General features: G+C 64.7%; 23 protein-coding genes. 12 read left to right on the top strand and 11 right to left on the bottom strand.

Annotated features, from left to right (window positions below; all coding sequences use genetic code 11):
• Nucleotides 1-64 precede the first annotated feature (64 nt).
• Nucleotides 65-1,057, bottom strand: a complete 993-nt coding sequence (locus tag WHZ77_RS18755; RefSeq protein ID WP_375309285.1) for a hypothetical protein — start codon at nt 1,055-1,057, stop codon at nt 65-67.
• A 322-nt stretch (nt 1,058-1,379) separates the two neighbouring features.
• Here WHZ77_RS18755 and WHZ77_RS18750 point away from each other — a divergent pair, with 322 nt between their 5' ends.
• On the top strand, nt 1,380-1,976 hold the full coding sequence (locus WHZ77_RS18750) for a L,D-transpeptidase (RefSeq protein ID WP_375314763.1): 597 nt from the start codon (nt 1,380-1,382) through the stop codon (nt 1,974-1,976).
• Nucleotides 1,977-1,988: 12 nt separating this feature from the next.
• Here the strand turns inward: WHZ77_RS18750 and WHZ77_RS18745 are convergent, their stop codons facing one another.
• Together WHZ77_RS18745 and WHZ77_RS18740 are read right to left on the bottom strand one after the other, a co-directional pair.
• Nucleotides 1,989-2,432, bottom strand: a complete 444-nt coding sequence (locus tag WHZ77_RS18745; protein WP_375309284.1) for a hypothetical protein — start codon at nt 2,430-2,432, stop codon at nt 1,989-1,991.
• A gap of 120 nt (nt 2,433-2,552) precedes the next feature.
• Complete coding sequence (locus WHZ77_RS18740) at nt 2,553-3,017, bottom strand: MarR family winged helix-turn-helix transcriptional regulator (RefSeq protein ID WP_375309283.1); 465 nt, start codon at nt 3,015-3,017, stop codon at nt 2,553-2,555.
• A gap of 101 nt (nt 3,018-3,118) precedes the next feature.
• Here WHZ77_RS18740 and WHZ77_RS18735 point away from each other — a divergent pair, with 101 nt between their 5' ends.
• A complete protein-coding gene (locus tag WHZ77_RS18735; protein WP_375309282.1) occupies nt 3,119-5,041 on the top strand; it encodes an FAD-binding monooxygenase in 1,923 nt (640 codons plus the stop codon).
• 110 nt (nt 5,042-5,151) lie between these two features.
• A complete protein-coding gene (locus tag WHZ77_RS18730) occupies nt 5,152-5,430 on the top strand; it encodes a hypothetical protein (RefSeq protein ID WP_015686520.1) in 279 nt (92 codons plus the stop codon).
• Nucleotides 5,431-5,444: 14 nt separating this feature from the next.
• Here WHZ77_RS18730 and WHZ77_RS18725 read toward each other — a convergent pair whose 3' ends face one another.
• Nucleotides 5,445-5,723 (bottom strand): DUF3551 domain-containing protein, encoded by a 279-nt coding sequence (locus WHZ77_RS18725; RefSeq protein WP_375309281.1) that lies wholly within the window; start codon nt 5,721-5,723, stop codon nt 5,445-5,447.
• Nucleotides 5,724-5,834: 111 nt separating this feature from the next.
• Here WHZ77_RS18725 and WHZ77_RS18720 point away from each other — a divergent pair, with 111 nt between their 5' ends.
• Nucleotides 5,835-6,041, top strand: a complete 207-nt coding sequence (locus WHZ77_RS18720; protein WP_375309280.1) for a hypothetical protein — start codon at nt 5,835-5,837, stop codon at nt 6,039-6,041.
• Between the two features lie 54 nt (nt 6,042-6,095).
• Here WHZ77_RS18720 and WHZ77_RS18715 read toward each other — a convergent pair whose 3' ends face one another.
• The 3 genes from WHZ77_RS18715 to WHZ77_RS18705 all read right to left on the bottom strand — a co-directional run bounded on the left by WHZ77_RS18715 (nt 6,096) and on the right by WHZ77_RS18705 (nt 7,849).
• Nucleotides 6,096-6,665, bottom strand: coding sequence for a TetR family transcriptional regulator (locus tag WHZ77_RS18715; protein ID WP_375314762.1), 570 nt, complete (start codon nt 6,663-6,665; stop codon nt 6,096-6,098).
• On the bottom strand, nt 6,665-7,009 hold the full coding sequence (locus tag WHZ77_RS18710; protein ID WP_375309279.1) for a DMT family transporter: 345 nt from the start codon (nt 7,007-7,009) through the stop codon (nt 6,665-6,667). Before WHZ77_RS18710 ends, WHZ77_RS18715 begins: the two co-directional genes overlap by 1 nt.
• A 174-nt stretch (nt 7,010-7,183) precedes the next feature.
• Nucleotides 7,184-7,849 carry an O-methyltransferase gene (locus WHZ77_RS18705; RefSeq protein ID WP_375309278.1) on the bottom strand — a complete coding sequence of 222 codons (666 nt, stop codon included), beginning with the start codon at nt 7,847-7,849 and terminating at the stop codon, nt 7,184-7,186.
• A gap of 97 nt (nt 7,850-7,946) precedes the next feature.
• Between WHZ77_RS18705 and WHZ77_RS18700 the strand changes: the two genes are divergently transcribed.
• The 3 genes from WHZ77_RS18700 (at nt 7,947) to pdxY (ending at nt 10,187) form a co-directional block, all read left to right on the top strand.
• Nucleotides 7,947-8,591, top strand: a complete 645-nt coding sequence (locus WHZ77_RS18700; protein ID WP_375314761.1) for a TetR family transcriptional regulator — start codon at nt 7,947-7,949, stop codon at nt 8,589-8,591.
• 90 nt (nt 8,592-8,681) lie between these two features.
• Complete coding sequence (locus tag WHZ77_RS18695) at nt 8,682-9,323, top strand: FMN-binding negative transcriptional regulator (RefSeq protein WP_375309277.1); 642 nt, start codon at nt 8,682-8,684, stop codon at nt 9,321-9,323.
• Nucleotides 9,324-9,371: 48 nt separating this feature from the next.
• Complete coding sequence (gene pdxY, locus WHZ77_RS18690) at nt 9,372-10,187, top strand: pyridoxal kinase (protein WP_375309276.1); 816 nt, start codon at nt 9,372-9,374, stop codon at nt 10,185-10,187.
• Between the two features lie 4 nt (nt 10,188-10,191).
• Here pdxY and WHZ77_RS18685 read toward each other — a convergent pair whose 3' ends face one another.
• Nucleotides 10,192-11,493 (bottom strand): hypothetical protein, encoded by a 1,302-nt coding sequence (locus WHZ77_RS18685; RefSeq protein WP_375309275.1) that lies wholly within the window; start codon nt 11,491-11,493, stop codon nt 10,192-10,194.
• A gap of 329 nt (nt 11,494-11,822) precedes the next feature.
• Between WHZ77_RS18685 and WHZ77_RS18680 the strand changes: the two genes are divergently transcribed.
• The 4 genes from WHZ77_RS18680 to WHZ77_RS18665 all read left to right on the top strand — a co-directional run bounded on the left by WHZ77_RS18680 (nt 11,823) and on the right by WHZ77_RS18665 (nt 13,892).
• A complete protein-coding gene (locus WHZ77_RS18680) occupies nt 11,823-11,987 on the top strand; it encodes a Flp family type IVb pilin (RefSeq protein WP_041748933.1) in 165 nt (54 codons plus the stop codon).
• A gap of 177 nt (nt 11,988-12,164) precedes the next feature.
• On the top strand, nt 12,165-12,419 hold the full coding sequence (locus tag WHZ77_RS18675; protein WP_375309274.1) for a hypothetical protein: 255 nt from the start codon (nt 12,165-12,167) through the stop codon (nt 12,417-12,419).
• Nucleotides 12,420-12,705: 286 nt separating this feature from the next.
• On the top strand, nt 12,706-12,852 hold the full coding sequence (locus WHZ77_RS18670) for a hypothetical protein (RefSeq protein WP_375309273.1): 147 nt from the start codon (nt 12,706-12,708) through the stop codon (nt 12,850-12,852).
• A 119-nt stretch (nt 12,853-12,971) separates the two neighbouring features.
• Nucleotides 12,972-13,892 carry a DMT family transporter gene (locus WHZ77_RS18665; RefSeq protein ID WP_375309272.1) on the top strand — a complete coding sequence of 307 codons (921 nt, stop codon included), beginning with the start codon at nt 12,972-12,974 and terminating at the stop codon, nt 13,890-13,892.
• Nucleotides 13,893-14,142: 250 nt separating this feature from the next.
• Here the strand turns inward: WHZ77_RS18665 and WHZ77_RS18660 are convergent, their stop codons facing one another.
• Nucleotides 14,143-14,493: a zinc ribbon domain-containing protein YjdM gene (locus WHZ77_RS18660; protein ID WP_015686505.1), complete on the bottom strand. Its 351-nt coding sequence runs from the start codon at nt 14,491-14,493 to the stop codon at nt 14,143-14,145.
• A 69-nt stretch (nt 14,494-14,562) separates the two neighbouring features.
• On the bottom strand, nt 14,563-14,736 hold the full coding sequence (locus tag WHZ77_RS18655) for a hypothetical protein (protein ID WP_015686504.1): 174 nt from the start codon (nt 14,734-14,736) through the stop codon (nt 14,563-14,565).
• 146 nt (nt 14,737-14,882) lie between these two features.
• Between WHZ77_RS18655 and WHZ77_RS18650 the strand changes: the two genes are divergently transcribed.
• Nucleotides 14,883-15,230 carry a c-type cytochrome gene (locus WHZ77_RS18650; protein WP_375309271.1) on the top strand — a complete coding sequence of 116 codons (348 nt, stop codon included), beginning with the start codon at nt 14,883-14,885 and terminating at the stop codon, nt 15,228-15,230.
• A gap of 480 nt (nt 15,231-15,710) precedes the next feature.
• Here the strand turns inward: WHZ77_RS18650 and WHZ77_RS18645 are convergent, their stop codons facing one another.
• On the bottom strand, nt 15,711-16,766 hold the full coding sequence (locus WHZ77_RS18645; RefSeq protein ID WP_375309069.1) for an IS110 family transposase: 1,056 nt from the start codon (nt 16,764-16,766) through the stop codon (nt 15,711-15,713).
• Nucleotides 16,767-17,015 lie beyond the last annotated feature (249 nt).

Genomic DNA, 17,015 nt, shown 5'->3' with positions numbered 1-17,015 from the left:
TCAACGCATCACACCGACCAGGACAGCGTGCGCGAGGTCGCGACAGCGCCGTTCTGTCGTTGCTCTAGCGCAGCGGCATCGGCGGCCGCACGACAGGGCCGTCGTCATCTGCGACGGCTTGCGTCGTGGCGACGGGTGCGACCGGCGGCGCGGCCACAGCTGCCTGCGAAGGCGGCGGAGGCGCGAGCGGTGCGGGCGGGTAAGCCGGCGTGTAGGTGCGCGACACGACCGGCTTCGGCTTGCGAACCGGCGGCGGTGTCGGGGCCGGAACTCGCGGCGGGAGCGCAGACAAGCGCGCACGCGGATCGATCGGCGGTCTGGCCTCGGTCACGGGCTTTGCTGCAGGCGGTTTTGCCATCTCGCGTGCCATCTGCTCCTGTCCGGCCTTCAACTCGGCGATGCTGGCCTTGAGCGCTTCGATCTGCTGCGCCATCAAGCCGAGATCACGCGTCATCGCTTGCACAGACTGCGTTGGATCGGGCTGCGTCGCCGCGGGCGCGGCTGCTGCAATTTGAGCTGCGGGTGCGGGCGCCGTAGATTGATCGCCGGTTTGATCGGTCGCCGCGGCTTGCGCTGCGGCGACCGGCGCGGTCTGCGATGTCGCAGGCAGCAGCGCTGCCAGGGCCGGCGTCCATTGCGCGAGCATCGGCTTGACGGTGTCGCCGTGTTTCTCCCAGGCGATGGTGGCGGCCGCGCTGCCGCCCGCAAACAGAAACGTGAGGAACGCGCCGCGCAGCCATTTGCTCGCGGCGGATCGCTTGCGCGGGCCGTGACCATCGCTCGCCGCGACGCGCACGGCGGTGTCGACGGAGGGAACGGCCGCTTGGGGCTCGGCCGCAGGACTGAACTTCGGCTCCGGATTGATTTTTGGTTCCGGTGTGAATGTCGGCTCCGGACGGCTCACGATCTCCGGTGCCAGCGAAGGAGCGACGCTGACGGGACGCGAGGCCCGCACGATGTCGGGCGAAATCTGCACGGCGTCGTGCGGGTCGTTGTCCCTGACCGCGTCCTTCACGATCGCATCGACGATTTGACTGCTGTTCAGCGTCGCGAGCATCGCAGCTCCTTGCACTTTGGTCGTCCGCATTGGCGCGAGCCGATCTGTTGACGTGGCCCATCCCAAGCCCAGGGGGCACGAGTCCAGCCGGGTTTGACCAAAGCAAGGCGAGGGGATGGAGACTGTGCGACGCTTGTCTGCCGTTTGTGGTGATGGAACCCGTTCCGCCCAACACGCGGAATTGTTCCGGATTGCCTTGCATTCAGCACGATTTGGGCAACATGTTGCGTTGCTGGGGGTTGCCATTCGCTATCGGGGGCCGGTGGTGCCAAGATCTTTATTCGCCTTGTTCGTCCTTGCCGTGCTGCCGCTCGGCGGCTGCATGCAGACGACGCTTTCGCCATCGACGGATGCGAGCATGACGGCCCGCGACCGTCAGTTGCTTGCGCACGCGCCTTACGCGAAGGCCGATGTGCCCGAGCAGTTTCTCCGCCACGTCGTCGATTATCCGCGCAAGGAGCAGCCGGGCACGATCCTGGTCGATACCGATGCGCGCTATCTGTATTTCGTGCTGCCGGACGGCAAGGCGATCCGCTACGGCGTCGCGGTCGGCGAGGAGGCGATGGCCTTCTCGGGCGTCGCGCGCGTCGGTCGCCTGGCGGAATGGCCGGACTGGGTTCCGACCGCGGACATCCAGGCGCGGCTCGGACCGTATCCAGCGCGCGTTGCCGGTGGCCCGGCCAATCCGCTGGGCGCGCGGGGCATCTATCTCTATGCTGGCAACAAGGACACGCTCTACCGCATCCACGGCACCAACCAGCCCGAATATATCGGGCAGGCGATCTCGTCCGGCTGTATCCGCATGCGCAACGAGGACGTGATCGATCTCTACGACCGGGTGAAGCTCAACTCGATGGTGGTGGTGCTGCCGCCCGGGCAGAACGCACGGGTCGAAACCGGCACCAGCTGGCGCGGGTAAGCGCTTCGCGCGCTACTCCACGGGCCGCGCGATGCGCCATTGCAGCGTCGTGGCGATACCGTTGACGTCGCCCGGTGCCTTGTCAGCGGGCGAGGTGTAGAGCGGGCGATAGCGGTATGCCCACATCTTGCTGCCGTCGTCGCGGTTGATCACGGTGAAGTCGCCGACGGCCCTGGCGTCTGCCGTTGCGGGAAGCGGTACCCAGCTTTCAGCGCATTTGTCGTTGCAGGTGGACGTCCTGCCGGTGGTGTCGCGCTCGTAATGGTACAGCGTCATGCCCTTGAGATCGACGAGCTTGGGGCCCTGTTTGGTCAGGATCACCTTTGCCGGTACGGGCGGCGATTCGGCCTTTGGCGTAGGCGGAGGGGAACCACCGCCGCCGCCATGGCCGCTGTTTGCGAGCGCATGGCCGGCCGAAAGCGCAATGGCCGCGGCCGCAATGAAACACCTGAACATCGGAAAGCTCCCGAACGGCAAAGTTAATCGCGCGTTAAGCGCCGAATGGGGCAGACCGTAGCAGCCGAAAGTTAGCTCCGGGTTTCATGGCGCTGCGACATTTGCGGACAGGAGTACCGCCTATACCTGCGCCTCGCGCAGGGGCGCGCGGCTGAGCTCATTGCCGGCGGCAATCGCCTTGCGCAACAACCGCATCAGTTCATCGCCTTCCCTCGCGCTCAGGCCACGCAACATGATGCGCTGGGCGGATTCCACCGCGGGCGTGATCTTGCGCAGCGTGCGTTTGCCTGCATCGGTAATCTCGAGCTCGCGCGCGCGGCGGTCCCGGCTCGAGGCGCGGCGCTCAATGAGGCCCTTCTGCACGAGGCGGTCGATCACGCCGGTGATGGTGGTGCGGTCGTAGGCGATCAGTCCCGCGAGCGTGACCTGGTCGAGCGCCGGATTGGCCTTGATGGTCGCGAGCGCCGCGTATTGCACCGGCGTCAGGTCGAAGCCGGTTTCGCCGACCTCGGCCAGAAACACCGCGACCGCGATCTGCTGGAACCGGCGCGCCAGATGTCCGGGCATGTCGTTGTTGTCTTTCACCGAATTCTCCTCGGGGCAGAGAGGCGTGCCATTATTGACAAGTATACTGATAGTCAGCATACTGAGCAATATCGAAGAAGACGTCGACGGGAGAGGTGCGCATGCAATTCCATCTCAATGGATTTCTGCCGGGCGATCCCGAGATCGCCGATCCCGCCGACCGCATTCAGGCGTCCGGCGCAGCGGGCGCCGTGCCCGAAGAGGTCGATGTCCTCATCGTCGGCTGTGGCCCCGCGGGCCTGACGCTCGCCGCGCAGCTTGCGCAGTTCCCCGACATCAAGACCTCCATCGTCGAGCAGAAGCCGGACCGCCTGCTGGTCGGGCAGGCCGATGGCGTTGCCTGCCGCACCATGGAGATGTTCCACGCCTACGGCTTCAGCGAGCGCGTGCTGAAGGAGGCCTATTGGGTCAACGAGACGACGTTCTGGAAGCCCGACGAGCGCGCGCCGGAGACGATCGTCCGCAGCGGACGGGTGCAGGACGTCGAGGACGGGCTGTCCGAATTCCCGCACGTGATTCTCAACCAGGCGCGAATCCATGACGGCTTTCTCGACGTCATGCGCAAATCGCCGGCGAGGCTCGAGCCTTATTACAGTCGCCACCTGGTCGACATACAGGCCGATCCGACCGCAGGTCCCGCCGATCACGCCGTGACCGTGCGTCTCGAGCGCGTCGATGCCGGAAGCGAGGGCAAGGTCGAGACCATCAAGGCGCGCTATGTGGTCGGCTGCGACGGTGCGCGCAGCATCGTGCGCAAATCAATCGGCCGCGAGCTGCACGGCGATTCCGCCAACCATGCCTGGGGTGTGATGGACGTGCTGGCGGTGACCGATTTTCCGGACATCCGGTTCAAGTCGCTGATCCAGTCGGCCAAGAACGGCAGCCTGCTCATCATTCCCCGCGAAGGCGGCTACATGGTCCGCCTCTATGTCGAGCTTGCAAAACTCGACGTCGGCGAGCGCGTTGCCAACCGCAACATCAGCGCCGATGACGTGATTGCGAAGGCGCGGCGGATCCTGAAGCCGCATACGCTCGAGGTGAAGGAGATTGCGTGGTGGTCGGTCTACGAGATCGGCCAGCGCCTAACCGACAAGTTCGACGACGTGCCGGAGGCCGAGATCGCCACGCGTCTGCCGCGCATCTTCATCGCCGGCGATGCCTGCCATACCCACAGCCCGAAGGCGGGGCAGGGCATGAACGTATCGATGCAGGATGCTTTCAATCTCGGCTGGAAACTCGCCGCCGTGCTGCGCAAGCAGTGCGGGCCGAGCCTTTTGCATTCCTATTCGGCCGAGCGGCAGGCGGTTGCGAAGGAGCTGATCGATTTCGACCGCGAATGGGCGGGGATTTTGGCGTCCGCAGCGAAAGCGGGCGGCGCTGATTCTGCCAAGACGCAGGACTATTTTGTCAGGCACGGCCGCTATACGGCGGGCACGGCGACGCATTACCGGCCGTCGGTCCTTACGGGCGCTGCGTCGCATCAGCATCTCGCAGAAGGTTTTGTGATCGGAAAGCGCTTCCATTCCGCGCCGGTTATTCGGCTTGGCGATGCCAAGCCGGTCCATCTTGGCCATGCAGGGCAGGCGGACGGCCGCTTCCGGGTTTATGCGTTTTCGCCTGCAGAAGATCCTGCGGCTGCCGGCTCGGCGATTCGCGCCTTGTGCAGTTTTCTGAGCGAAGCCCGGGAATCGCCCGTGAGGCGCTACACGCCTGCGGGCGCAGACATAGACAGCGTGATCGACCTGCGCACTGTCTTCCAGCAGGAACATCGCGAGCTCACCCTCGAGTCAATGCCGGCACTGCTGCTCCCCCGCAAGGGCCGCTATGGTTTGCTCGACTACGAGAAGATGTTCTGTCCCGACCTCAAGAACGGCCATGACGTTTTCGCCATACGCGGGATCGATCGCAAGGCCGGATGCATGGTCGTCGTACGGCCGGATCAGTATGTGGGACACGTGCTGCCGCTCGACGACTTTGCCGGGCTCGCCGCATATTTCGACGGGATCATGCTGCCTGCACGCTGAGGCGATTACAATTTAAGATAGATCGTCACAGGCGGATTTCATCGATCGTAATATCTGTACCGAAAGCTGTAAGCATCCACTCGGGGCAGCGGGGCAACGGGAGGATGACGATGAGACAGAGCCAGGCGGAGACGCGTCGCCAGAGTGTCGCGAAGCGGTCGATGACCAAAGAGGCCAAGCAACTGACTAGCCTGATCGACGGGTTGCGCAAATCCCTCGATGACATTCACAAGCAGCGTGTGAGCATGAAGCTCTCCGGTGCCGAGATGGGCGTGCTCGACGAGCGCCGCAACAATCTGCTGCTCACCATCGCAGCCCTGGACGATCGCCTCTCGGCGGTGCAGGGACTGATTGATCTCGGCCGCCCGCACGTCATTCGCGTGCACTGAGCGGATCACGGGCGCTAGCGGTTCCGTCGCGGCGGCGATGGACCCAGGCCCGGCTGGCGGCCCTGCACGGCATAGGGATTGGCGTAGCACTGCGCGGATTGCCCGGAGGCGGTCGCAGCGCACTGCGCGATCGACGTGAAGCTGCAATCGATGCTGCTGCCGTCGATGGTGTAGACCTCCATGCAAACTGGATAGCGCGGATCGTAGGTTTGCGCGGCTGCCGGCCCGGTGCCAATCAAGGCCACGCCAGGCAAGCCCGCGACAAGCAGAATCGCATTCATGATGGGTCGCACGATCAACCTCCGGCGCTCGGTTGGAACCAAGCACAATGCTGCCGCGGATGGCACCAAATTGCCATGCTCCCGGCAAATTGCCGCCAACTCCCGCTGCCACGAGAGGAACGGGTGCAGGGCAACGCCAGGGGACGCGAATTGGCCTACAAGATGGTCGCAGAACGCGACAATGAGAAGTGCAGTTTCGACCGCGAGAGCCGATTGCTCATCGTGGCGAAGGCGAAGGTGTGGGCGAGCGAGGGATGGCGGGTGGTCATCACCGACCAGGATGGCAAGGCCTACGCGCCGCCCGAATTCGACCAGCTATCGGCGGCGTGACCGCGCGAGGGAACGACATTTGACGACGCTGTTTCGGCCGGGGCGCGATATCTTCTATCCGCGCCGACGGGTCTGCGCGATCAGCCGGTCGCGCACGGCGCGGAAATCCGCGCTCATGCGTGTCTGCCCCGTCGTGACATAGGACAGCCAGGCGCCGTCGGCGGTGAGGCGGACGATCTGCAGATCGGGCGTGCCGTCGGTCGCGCGGTGCCGCTTCAGGCGTGCCTTCAGCCAGTCGTTCCAGAGCCGGCGGAGAGACGGATCGGTGACGACGACCATGCTCAGCGCCGCCCATGGCGTCGCAAAGCCGAAGGCCTTGCCGGTGAACACCGCATTGACATAAGCGCGCGTAAAGCTGCCATGCGGCCTGGGGTCGGCCTCGATGGCGGCGTCGATCTCGGCATCGACGCGGACCAGCAGATCGGCGAACAGGCCCTCAATCAGCGCCTGCTTGCTGCCGAAATGATGAAACAGTCCGCCCTTGGTGACACCGGCCGCCGCTGCGACCGCCTGCACCGTGACGCCGGAGACGCCGTGGTCCATGGCGATCGACGCGGCGTGGTCGAGCAGGGCGCGCCGCACCTGCTCGGGCTGCTTGGTGCGGGTGTAGGCGCTCGCCGGCATCACTGCGCCGTCGTCTGCGAGAACAGGTTGATGATCACGACCCCGGATACGATCAGGGCGATACCGACGAAGGCTGCGGCGTCCAGCATCTGGCGGAACAGCACGAAGGAGACCGTGGCGGTCAGGATAATGCCGACCCCGCCCCAGATCGCATAGGCGATGCTTAGCGGGATGACCCGGATCGCGACCGACAGTGCATAGAACGAGGCGACGTAGAACAGCACCATGGCCAGCGTCGGCCACGGCCGGGTGAACTGGGCGGATTGCTGGAGGAAGGCGGATGCCGTCACCTCGAGGACGATGGCGAGGGCGAGCGCTGCGTAGGCGTTGAAGGCGGACGTCATGGCGGACCCGGAAGAGCGCGAAAGATACCGCTCGGTAGGTATGTTCAGAACGTGGCTTTTGCCAGACGCTGCTATCACGCGTGCGTGACGAGCCTGCGACAGGAAGGAACTCTCATGAAGCCGCCGTGCGATGGATCGCGCAGCGGCTCCGGAGTGGCGCGGTTCCGAGTTGCGCTAGTTGATCCGCACGGAGAGCTCGACGTCTTCAGCGAAGGGCGTGGACATGTAGCCACTTCCGGGCTTGCGGACGCGTGCGAGATAGTCGGGGCTGTCGTCGGCGTTGTCCGCGATGATGATCGCGCCCGGTTTGAGATGGCTTTCGACCAGATCCAGGATCTCCGGGTAGAGCGCCTTGGCGCCGTCGAGCAGCACGAGATCGATCGTATCGGGCAGATCAGCGCCGAGCGTCTTCAGCGCATCGCCCTCGCGGATCTCGACGAGATCGAGCAGCCCGCCGGCCGAGAGATTCTCCCGCGCACGCGCCGCCTTGGACGGCTCGAACTCGCTGGTGATGAGACGCCCGCCGCCATTGTCGCGCAAGCCTGCGGCGAGATGCAGAGTCGAGATGCCGAACGAGGTACCGAACTCGACGATCGCTTTGGCGCGGGAGCTGCGCGCGAGCATGTAAAGCAGCGCGCCGGTCTCGCGGGATACCGCGAGCGGAGCGTCCTTCAGCCGTCCATAGAGGTTGCGGTAATCGGTCTTGCTCCGCATCATCCGCACGCGGTCGGCGTCGGTCACATCGGCAAAGGCAGCTCGCGTTGCGCCGCGTGCTGCTTCGTCCTGGTCGAACAGGCGATCCAGCAAGGGCGCTAGCAAGGTGATCGTTGGGCTGGTCATTTTGTGTCTCCAGAGGTCGCCGCAAAGCGCGTGCTTGCGTGGAGACCGAAATACGACTATTTCGTCGCATTCGCTATTCGCGTTGCACGGGGGCGCCATGGCCGACCGCCGAAGCCGTTCAGTTTCCTCACGAAAACAGCCGCAGCAGGCACGTTCCAGCGGCTTGGTGGCGGCCATTTTGGATGCCGCTGTTCAGGTCCTGGCGAAGGAGGGCGCACAGCGTTTCACCACGGCGCGGGTGGCCGAGCGGGCTGGTGTGAGCGTGGGATCGCTCTACCAATATTTTCCGAACAAGGCCGCGATCCTGTTCCGCCTCCAGAGCGACGAATGGCGGCGTACGAGCGAGCTGTTGCGCGACATTCTTGCGGACCGGGTAAAGCCGCCGCTGGAGCGGCTGCGTGCGCTTGTCCATGCGTTCATTCGGTCCGAATGCGAGGAGGCTGTGATCCGTGGCGCGCTCGATGACGCCGCGCCGCTCTATCGCGATGCGCCCGAGGCGCGGGACGCGCGGTCGGCCGGCGAAGGCATCGTTGCGGCCTTCATGCGGGAGGCGCTGCCAAAAGCCTCGGATGCGACGCGAGAGCTCGCCGGCGAATTGATCAAGACGACGTTGAGCGAGGTCGGCAAGCGGTTCTCGGAGAAGCCGCGCAGCGAGGTGGAGATCGTACGTCATGCCGACGCGCTTGCCGACATGTTCTGCGCCTATCTCGGGGAGCTTGCGCGTCGTCGAGATCATTCCTGACATCTGCGTTTGCGGCCCAATATCGCTTCGGGTTTCGCCCGATGATGGGGTAGCTTCGAATCGTCCTTTATCCAGATCGAGTGTCGCGCCATGCATGTCCTTCGCCCGCAGTTTCGCATCGACGAGCAGCGTGCGCTGGAGTTTGCCAGGCAACGCGGCTTCGGCATGATAGTGGCGGCCGACGAGCGCGGGCCGCGCGCCTCGCATGTGCCGTTCGTGCTGGATCAACGCGACGGCCGAACGATCGTGCAGATCCATTTCACAGCGAGGAATCCGCTCGTTCCGCTGGCGGACGGCACGCGGCGCTTCCTGCTGATCGTCGCCGGCGACGATGCTTACATCTCCAACGACTGGTATTCGTCGCTCGACAACGTCTCGACCTGGCTGTATGAGGCCGTTCACCTGTCCGGGGTGGCGCATCTGCGCGAGCTCGACGAGAATCGCGGCCATGGCGATTCACTGCTCGCCGTCTCCGAGGCGCGGCTGACGAAACAGCCCTGGGACCTCGCGCAGATGGAGCCGGCCAAGCGGGAGAGCATGCTGGCGGCGATCCGCGTCGTCGATCTCGTGGTGGATCAAGTCGAGGGGCAGGCCAAGCTCAATCAGCACAAGAGCGATGCGGACCATATCGCGGTGGCGGGCCGTCTGGCGCAGTCGGAGGAGAGCGGACACCGGCGGCTGGCGCGGAAGATGCAGGCGCTACGACCGGGGCTTGGATACGATTTCTTGTGATCCGGGCGACGCTTGCCTTGCATCGCGATTGATCCTACGGACCTCTGCATGCTCGTCATCTCCATTCAAAGCCAGGTCGTTCACGGCCATGTCGGCAACAGCGCCGCCGCCTATGCGATGCAGGCGGAAGGCGTGAACGTCGCGGCGGTGCCGACGACGCTGCTGTCGAACCATCCGCGCTATCCGACCTTGCGTGGACGTGTGCTGGAGACCGAGCTCGTCGCCGATCTCTTGAGAGGCGTGGAGGAGCGCGATCTCGTCGACGAGGCCGCAGTGCTCGTCACCGGGTATCTCGGCTCGCCCGGCAACGCCGAGGCGATCGCCGATTTCTCCGAGCGGGCGCTGACGCGCAATTCGAAGCTGGTCTATGTCTGCGACCCCGTGATCGGCGACGACGGCCGCGTCTATGTTGCCGATGGCATTCTGGACGTGGTTCGCCATCGCCTGCTGCCGGCAGCGAATCTGATCACACCGAACCAGTTCGAACTCGAGCTGCTCTCGGGCACCACCATCTCGGACGCGCAAGGCTTGCGCGCGGCGTGCGCGGCGCTTGAGGGCCAGCGCCGCATCGACGTCGTCGCCACCGGCTGCACGCTCGCGGACACACCAGTCGGACAGGTGGAGACGATCCTGTGCGCGGACGGGCAATTGTCGCGCTTTGCGACGCCGCACCTGCCGATCCGTCCCTCAGGCACCGGCGACCTGCTGACCGGCCTGATCGCGGCGCATCTGGCCAAGGGCAGGGCGATGGAGGCGGCAGTCCGGCTTGCGGTCGAGACCGTCTTTGCGGTGCTGGTGCGCACGCAGGAAGCCGGCACCACCGAGATGCGCCTGGTGCCGCTGCCGACGCCGGGGCGGGCGTAACCGCTCAGGTCGCGCGCTTGGCGGCCGATTGCGCCGATTTCTGCGGCTTGGCCAAAACCTTCTGCTCGCGCGCGGCCTGCGCCTTCGGCGGCCTGACACTGGCAACCGCCCGCACCTTCTTCGACTTGATGCTGGCGGCTTCCTTGCGGTCCGCGGAGCCACGCTTGGAGATGTATTCCAGACCGTCGACGGGGCCGACATGCGGCGGATCGCGGCCCAGATAGGGCCGGCCGATGCCGAGCGCCTTGCCGTTGGCGTCGACCCACTTCCACAGGATTTCGGTCGAAACCCAGCGTTGGGCGCGGTTGTTGCCCTGGGTGCTGACGATGTCGGCCGCCATGCCGTGGCCGTAGCCGCCGCGCGTGCTGCCGCCGTGATAGGAACGGTCCGAGGCGGCCTTTAGACCGCTTGCGATCGACTGGCGATAGTCGTCGCGGAACGCGCTGGTGATGCCCGGCGAGAGGCCGGCGGCCTCAGCCGCGAGCAGCGTGCGGAACAGCTTCCGCTTGAAGCTCTTGTCCATGCCGCCGATCACGTAATCCATCATCGCCATGCCGGCGTGCTCGGCCGCCTTCGGATCCTTCCAGCCGAAATCCTCGTCGACCAGCTTGGTGAAGCTGCGCATCACCGTGACCATCTTGCCCTTGCGCTTGACGGTGACGGCACGGCGCTCCTCGACCTTGACCGAGTCTTCCTTGGGGGTGCGCTGATAGAGCGCCCAGAGATAGCGGTCGATGCAGGCGTCCATGACGAAGCATTCGTCGAGCACGGCGACGGTGTCGGCGGGCGGTGATGCCTTGCTCGCGGCGGGCGCAGGACCCGTCGCGATCGCTGCCGCCGACAGCGCGTCCGTCGTCACGATCTCGGTGGGATCGGCGGATGCGAGCTTGATCGCGGGCTCCTGCGCCGGCGCCGTTTCGCTGACGACGGGGGCAAGGTCCGGCAAAATCTGCGGTGCGGGCGGCGCTTCCATCGGCAAGACCAATGCCGGATCGGCCGAGGCGAGCTTGATGGCGGGGGCGGGCGCTTCGAGCGGTGCGGCCTCGGCGATCGCGAGGACGGGCGTCGCTGCGACAGCGGCCGCGATGTCGGCGGTCAACGCGATGCCATCCTCGATCGTCGCAGCGCGCGGGACGTCGGCGAGCTCGAGCCGGCTAACGTCTTTCGCGCGGGAGACGGCCGCCGCATTGGCGCCGCTGTTCTCGATGAGGGCAGGTGCGTAGGCAGACAAAGAGAGTGCCAGCCAGCCGGCCATCACGGCCGAAGGGCACGAGACTGCCACCAGAAGAGACCGCCGATCGTTCATGATCCCTGCCTCCAGAAGGTCCTGTCGAACCTTCGTTGTCGGAACAGATTTGCACAGCCAGGCACGCGGTACGTCAATTGTTCGGAGGACGGTGTGGCGGCGCAATGGCGCAATTCGTCGAGACCCGGGCTTTTCGCGCAGGTGTTGCGTATCTGCAACGTGAGTTCCCAGCAGTTCCGTGGCGCTCCAGGGGCCAGGAAGGCCTGGAAAAGCGGTGCTGATTGTCGTCAAATTGAGGAATCCGAATTAACTCAATCTTGGATTGCGCCGTGGCATTTCTCGTGCGCCGGCAACGTCCGGTAGAGTTGGGAAGGACACGGACTGTGAAATTGAAATGCCTGTTGGCCGAATTTGCCGCCGATGAATCCGGCGCCACCGCGATCGAATACGGCCTGATTGCAGCGGCGATCGCGCTTGCGATCATCGAAGTGATCTATGCGCTCGGCACCAATCTCGTCGCCAAGCTGCAAGCGCTGGCGACGGCGCTGAAGTAGGGCGGCTCCGCTCGCCTGCTTGGGGCGCGAGAGGCGGGACACGCTCCCGCGCAACTCGTTGTGAAAGTTAACGATTACCCCATGCGCGGGACGCGTTGTTGCGATGCAGCAATGCATGTCGCAATGCAGCAAATCAGGATTACATTTGCTCCGAGCTATTCCTTTGGAGCATCACCAATGAACAAGAAGATCCTTTCGATCGCAGCCGCCGCCCTCGTCATCGCGGGCACGACTGCCACCTTCGCCGCCGAGCTGCCGGCTTATGAGGCCAACGGCATCACTGCTTCGCCCCTGCAGGTCCGCGTGCTCGGTGCCAACGGTGTCGAGCAGCAGGTGACGGCGCCGGCCGCCAGCGTGACGGCGCTGCAGGCCAGCGTTCTGACGCCGCGCAAGCTGAAGACCGCGACGGTCACCACGGGCTCCGCCCGCTAAACCCAAGCGACAGGCACGGTGCAGGCGTATCGTGCCTACCGCAAGATTCGGGTTTTTAGAAGGCGCTGTTTCCGCATCAGACCGCGTTCCCTTCGGGGAGCGCGGTTTTTTGTTGCCGGTGCGCGGATCGAGAAGCCGGTGCTGAAAAAGATCAGCTTGGAGCCTTCATTGTGTACGGCGGTTCAAGACCAGTGTGATCTCTTTAATAGTTGCTTTGCAGATCGCCGCGCCTGATGCGGGCGCCGCTGATTGGCGGCCAAGAATCGTTTTCATAATGGAGGCCGTCATGCCCGTTGCGCAAAGAGTCGTTGTTGCAACCACCCCGCTGCGTGAAGTCATCGTCAGGCACCTGGCGCTGTTCGCCGGCGCCGCGCTGTTCGTGTTCGTGCTGAGCCTCACCTATGGGCTCGATCTCAGCCCCGGATTCTTCTGAGCATTTGCTCGCTCCCTCCGCGCACACCTTCAACACGACCGCCGCGTGCCGGCCTTCGCGTGCCAGCCTTGCAGGCGCGTGGGTTGAGCCAGAAGCCTTGCCGCCGTAACGCTTGATCCATGGATCAGCGGACGAGCGGCGCTGACGCTCTCACGGAGAACAACGAGACGGCACCTGCGCTGCTTGGCGTCGTCTGCGGGCTGTCGGCTGCATTGTTCTGGGCACTCGGCTTTGCCGGCACCCGGCATGGCCTCAAGGTCGGCTTCACGCCGACCGATCTGCTGATGCACCGCTTTGTCTGGTCTGGCATCGTCTTCCTGCCGCTGGTGCTGCGCGCTGGCATCTCCGATCTCTGCGGCATCGGCTGGGGCAGGGGCCTCGTGCTGATGGTGCTTGGCGGCCCCGTGATGTCGCTGATCTCCTACATCGGGTTCCTGTTCGTGCCGCTCGGTCATGGCAGCGTGATCCAGCCGTCTTCCGCGACGCTCGGCGGATTGTTCCTCGCCGCGATGTTCCTGAAGGAAAGGATCTCGCCCTCGCGCCTTGCCGGCGCCATCGTCATCGTCGGCGGCCTCGGGGTGATCGGCGCCGAGTCGATCGGCCATATCGGCGCCGACGGCGTGCTGGGCGATCTGATCTTCGTGATCACCGGATTCATGTTCGCCGGCTTCGGCACGCTGCTGCGGCACTGGCGTGTCTCCGCGGTATCGGCCGCGCTGGTCATCAACGTGCTGTCGCTGCTGTTGCTGCCGATCTACCTGCTCAGCGGCGGGCCCGCCCGCATTGAGGCGATTGGCCTCAGTGAGAACGCCATCCAGGCGCTGGCGCAGGGCGTGCTCGCAGGCCCCGCCGCGCTCTATCTGTTCGTCGTCTCGGTCCAGCGCCTCGGCGTCGCCCGCGCGGCGGTGTTCCCGGCCTGCGTGCCGGCGCTGACGCTGCTCACCGGCTGGCTGCTGCTCGGCGAGCCGCCGACGGCGTTGCAGGCGGCGGGCCTGGTGACCGTGCTGTGCGGATTTTACCTAGCGCAAAGGCAGCCGTGACCCGGCCTCCGGGGCAGCGGTCTGCCAAGGGGCCGGGAGAATGACCCGGATGGGGCGGGCTTCGCCGGCAGTTTCCGTCCTCGGCGCCTGCGAGGATTGCTCCTGCGCGCCGTCCGCGGCTGCGACGGCGATCGACGCCAGGATAAAACTCGCCGCGATCACGACCGTCCGCAAATCAAACATTCTCGCCATCCTCTGTTGACACAGAGAACGGCCGAGCCATCGAAAAGTTCAGATCGCGCAGCGCGCCTCAGGCCTTCTTCACGAACTCCGATTTCAGGTTCATTGCGCCGATGCCGTCGATCTTGCAGGCGATGTTGTGGCCGTCGGTGGCGTCCTGGAGGCGGATGTTGCGGACCTTGGTGCCGCCCTTGACCACCGAGGAGGAGCCCTTGACCTTGAGGTCCTTCATCACGATGACGCTGTCGCCGTCGGTGAGCACATTGCCGTGGGCATCGCGCACGCCGGCCTCTTGCGTGGCTTCCGCCGCCGCATCACCCGCGGCGCTCCATTCATGGGCGCATTCCGGGCAGATCCAGAGATCGCGATCCTGATAGGCATGCTCCGAATTGCATTTCGGGCATTTGGTGGCGTCGGTCATGGCAGGTCTCGTCTTTCGTAAGTCAACAAGGGGAAGAGGGCGCCGCGTCAGGCTGACGCGCGCGAGGCGTCATCGAAACAGCGCGACGAAGATCACGTAGAGCCAGCCCAGGATGCCGTGGATGATCGCCCACAGGATCGAATGGTTGTTGGTGTAGGAGATCGCGATGGCGAGCGCCGAGCCGAAGCCGACGCCGTATTTCGCGCCCTCGACGCGGACGCCGTAATATCGATTCTCGTTCATGACGATCCTTCCGCGAGATAGCGCGCCGTTGCTGGCGCGCGCCTTGTCCTACGAGCGTTGCGCCGATCGCTTGATGCAGATCAATCCTGGCCCGGGCGCGCGGCCTTACGCTTATCAGGCCAGCGAAGCGAAGGCGAGGGTGGGTGATGTCGCGCAGCGTTCGAATCTATCTCGGCCTTGCCGTCCTGATCGGATTGTCGGTGCTGTTTCTCATCAGCGTCATCCACACCGCCGCGGGTGCCTCGCGCGCGGCCGCGGAGGGCCATCGCCTCGCGCAGGCCTGGTGCCAGACCTGTCACACCGTCGAGCCCGGCATGCCCGGGCTGTTCGACCGCGCCCCGAGCTTCCAGGCCATCGCCGACCGCAACGGCACCACCGCGCTGTCGCTGAAAGTGTTCTGGAAGACCAGCCACCAGACCATGCCGAACCTGGTGATCTCGCCGCAGCAGGCCGATGCGCTCTCGAGCTACATCCTGAGCTTGCGGGGCGATTGAGAGGGGCGTCCGACAAAAAACTGCAAAAACAACCCCATGCACAGTAGAAATCGCCAACGATTTCAGTTGTTCGGGAATACCGAATGAAAACTTGACCCGTCGGGCAAAACAGGGGCATGATGGCATGGTGGGGGCTGAGGGCTCGTAGCCCGGATGGAGCGCAGCGAAATCCGGGGCAGTGTGGCTTGGGGCAACATGCCGGATTGCGCTGCGCTCCATCCGGGCTTCTGTAACGGGCCCTGGTTAGTCAATCCCTTTTTGCGCGATCCTGTTGCCGGGCACTTGCTTCTGTACGGGATCGGCGCGAAGGCCGTCGCCTGATGGGGTGCATTTGAGGAGCCGGCCGGCCAATCTACGGAAGCGTGGTTATGACCCACTTCCCGGATGGCGGCCTGACCGGATCCATCGTCCCGGCTAGGGACCTCGCTCAGGGAGAGCCTGATGTCGTGACTCCCCCAGAACCGATTGATGCTTCCTTGTTTAAGTTGCGGCCATGGCGATGACCTTGGCCTTGTTTTTGACCTCGGGGTTGAAGGGTTTGGCATCGGCGAGCATGCGATGCAGGATGACGGCAAGCTTGCGTGCCAGGGCGACCTTGGCCTTGCGCATGCCGGCCCGATTGGCGATCCGCATGGCCCAGCTCTTGAGCGCCGAACAATTCTTCAGCGGCTTGGTCAGCATGACGTGAGCCGCCTGGTAGAGCGCCTCGCGTACGGAGGCGTCGCCGATCTTGCTGATGCGGCCGGTATAGTCGGTTTCTCCTGATTGGTATTTCCTTGGGGTCAGACCAAAGTGTGCGCCAGTGGCCTTCGAGGAACGGAAGCGCTTCGGATCGTCGATCGCCGCAGCATAGGTGAGCGCCACGATCGGACCGACGGAAGGCGTCGTCATCAGGAGCTTGGCGGAGGGCTGCGCTCTGGCGAGCTTCTGGGTGTGCCTGTCCAGGCTCTTGAACTCCTGGAGTAGCACGGCATGGGCCTGGAGGAGCGCCTTGGCGACCAGCTCAAGTCCGGGGTGACCGGCGACGAGTTCCCGGATACGTTCGGCGAAGGTGCGCTCGGTGGTCTTACCGACCTTCAGGCCGAAGCCCCGCAGCACGCCGCGCAGACTGTTCTCGACATCCTGCAGCTTCGACTGCAGCAGCTTGCGGGCCGTCAGAATGGCCCGCGTCTCCTGCGATGCAACGGATTTGCAGTGCACCGGCCGGAACCAGCCCAGCCGCATCAGCTGGGCGATCCCGCGCGCATCGTTGCGGTCTGACTTCACCGGCATTGCCTTGAAGGCATCGCGCACGTGCCGCGTCTCCAAGAGCTCGACCGCAAGTCCTGCATCCCGCATCGCCGCGTACAGCCATTGCGACAACGGACCTGCCTCCAGACCGATCCGCTCGCACGTCAGCCCCAGCGACCCGAACCACCCGATCAGAGCCTCCGGCTCGCTCAAAACCTTCGTCTCGCGCAAAATCTTGCCCGCTCCATCCACCAGGCAAACGCTCGAGCATTCCAAAGACACGTCAATTCCTGCATAGTGGTACACGGTCGTCCCTCATGATGCTTGGAGCGGGCTTGCCCGACTCCGTTAAACACCATCAATTTGAGGGACGACCGCCTTCCATCCAACAGGCCGCTCGCGAGCGCGCTTCCAAATCGCGCCGTAGCGAGCGGGCGGCCGGCCCGTTACCCCATCTACGCAGCCGCTCCTGGGCAGATGTAGGAATCCCAAAAAGATATGCGCGCGCGGCCTCGCGGCCATCTGGTCATGTTCGGAACCGCGGTCGTCGCATAG

It is taken from the genome of Bradyrhizobium sp. A5, assembly GCF_042076515.1.
Lineage (GTDB): Bacteria > Pseudomonadota > Alphaproteobacteria > Rhizobiales > Xanthobacteraceae > Bradyrhizobium > Bradyrhizobium cosmicum.
This window is presented reverse-complemented; position numbering and strand designations above follow the sequence as displayed.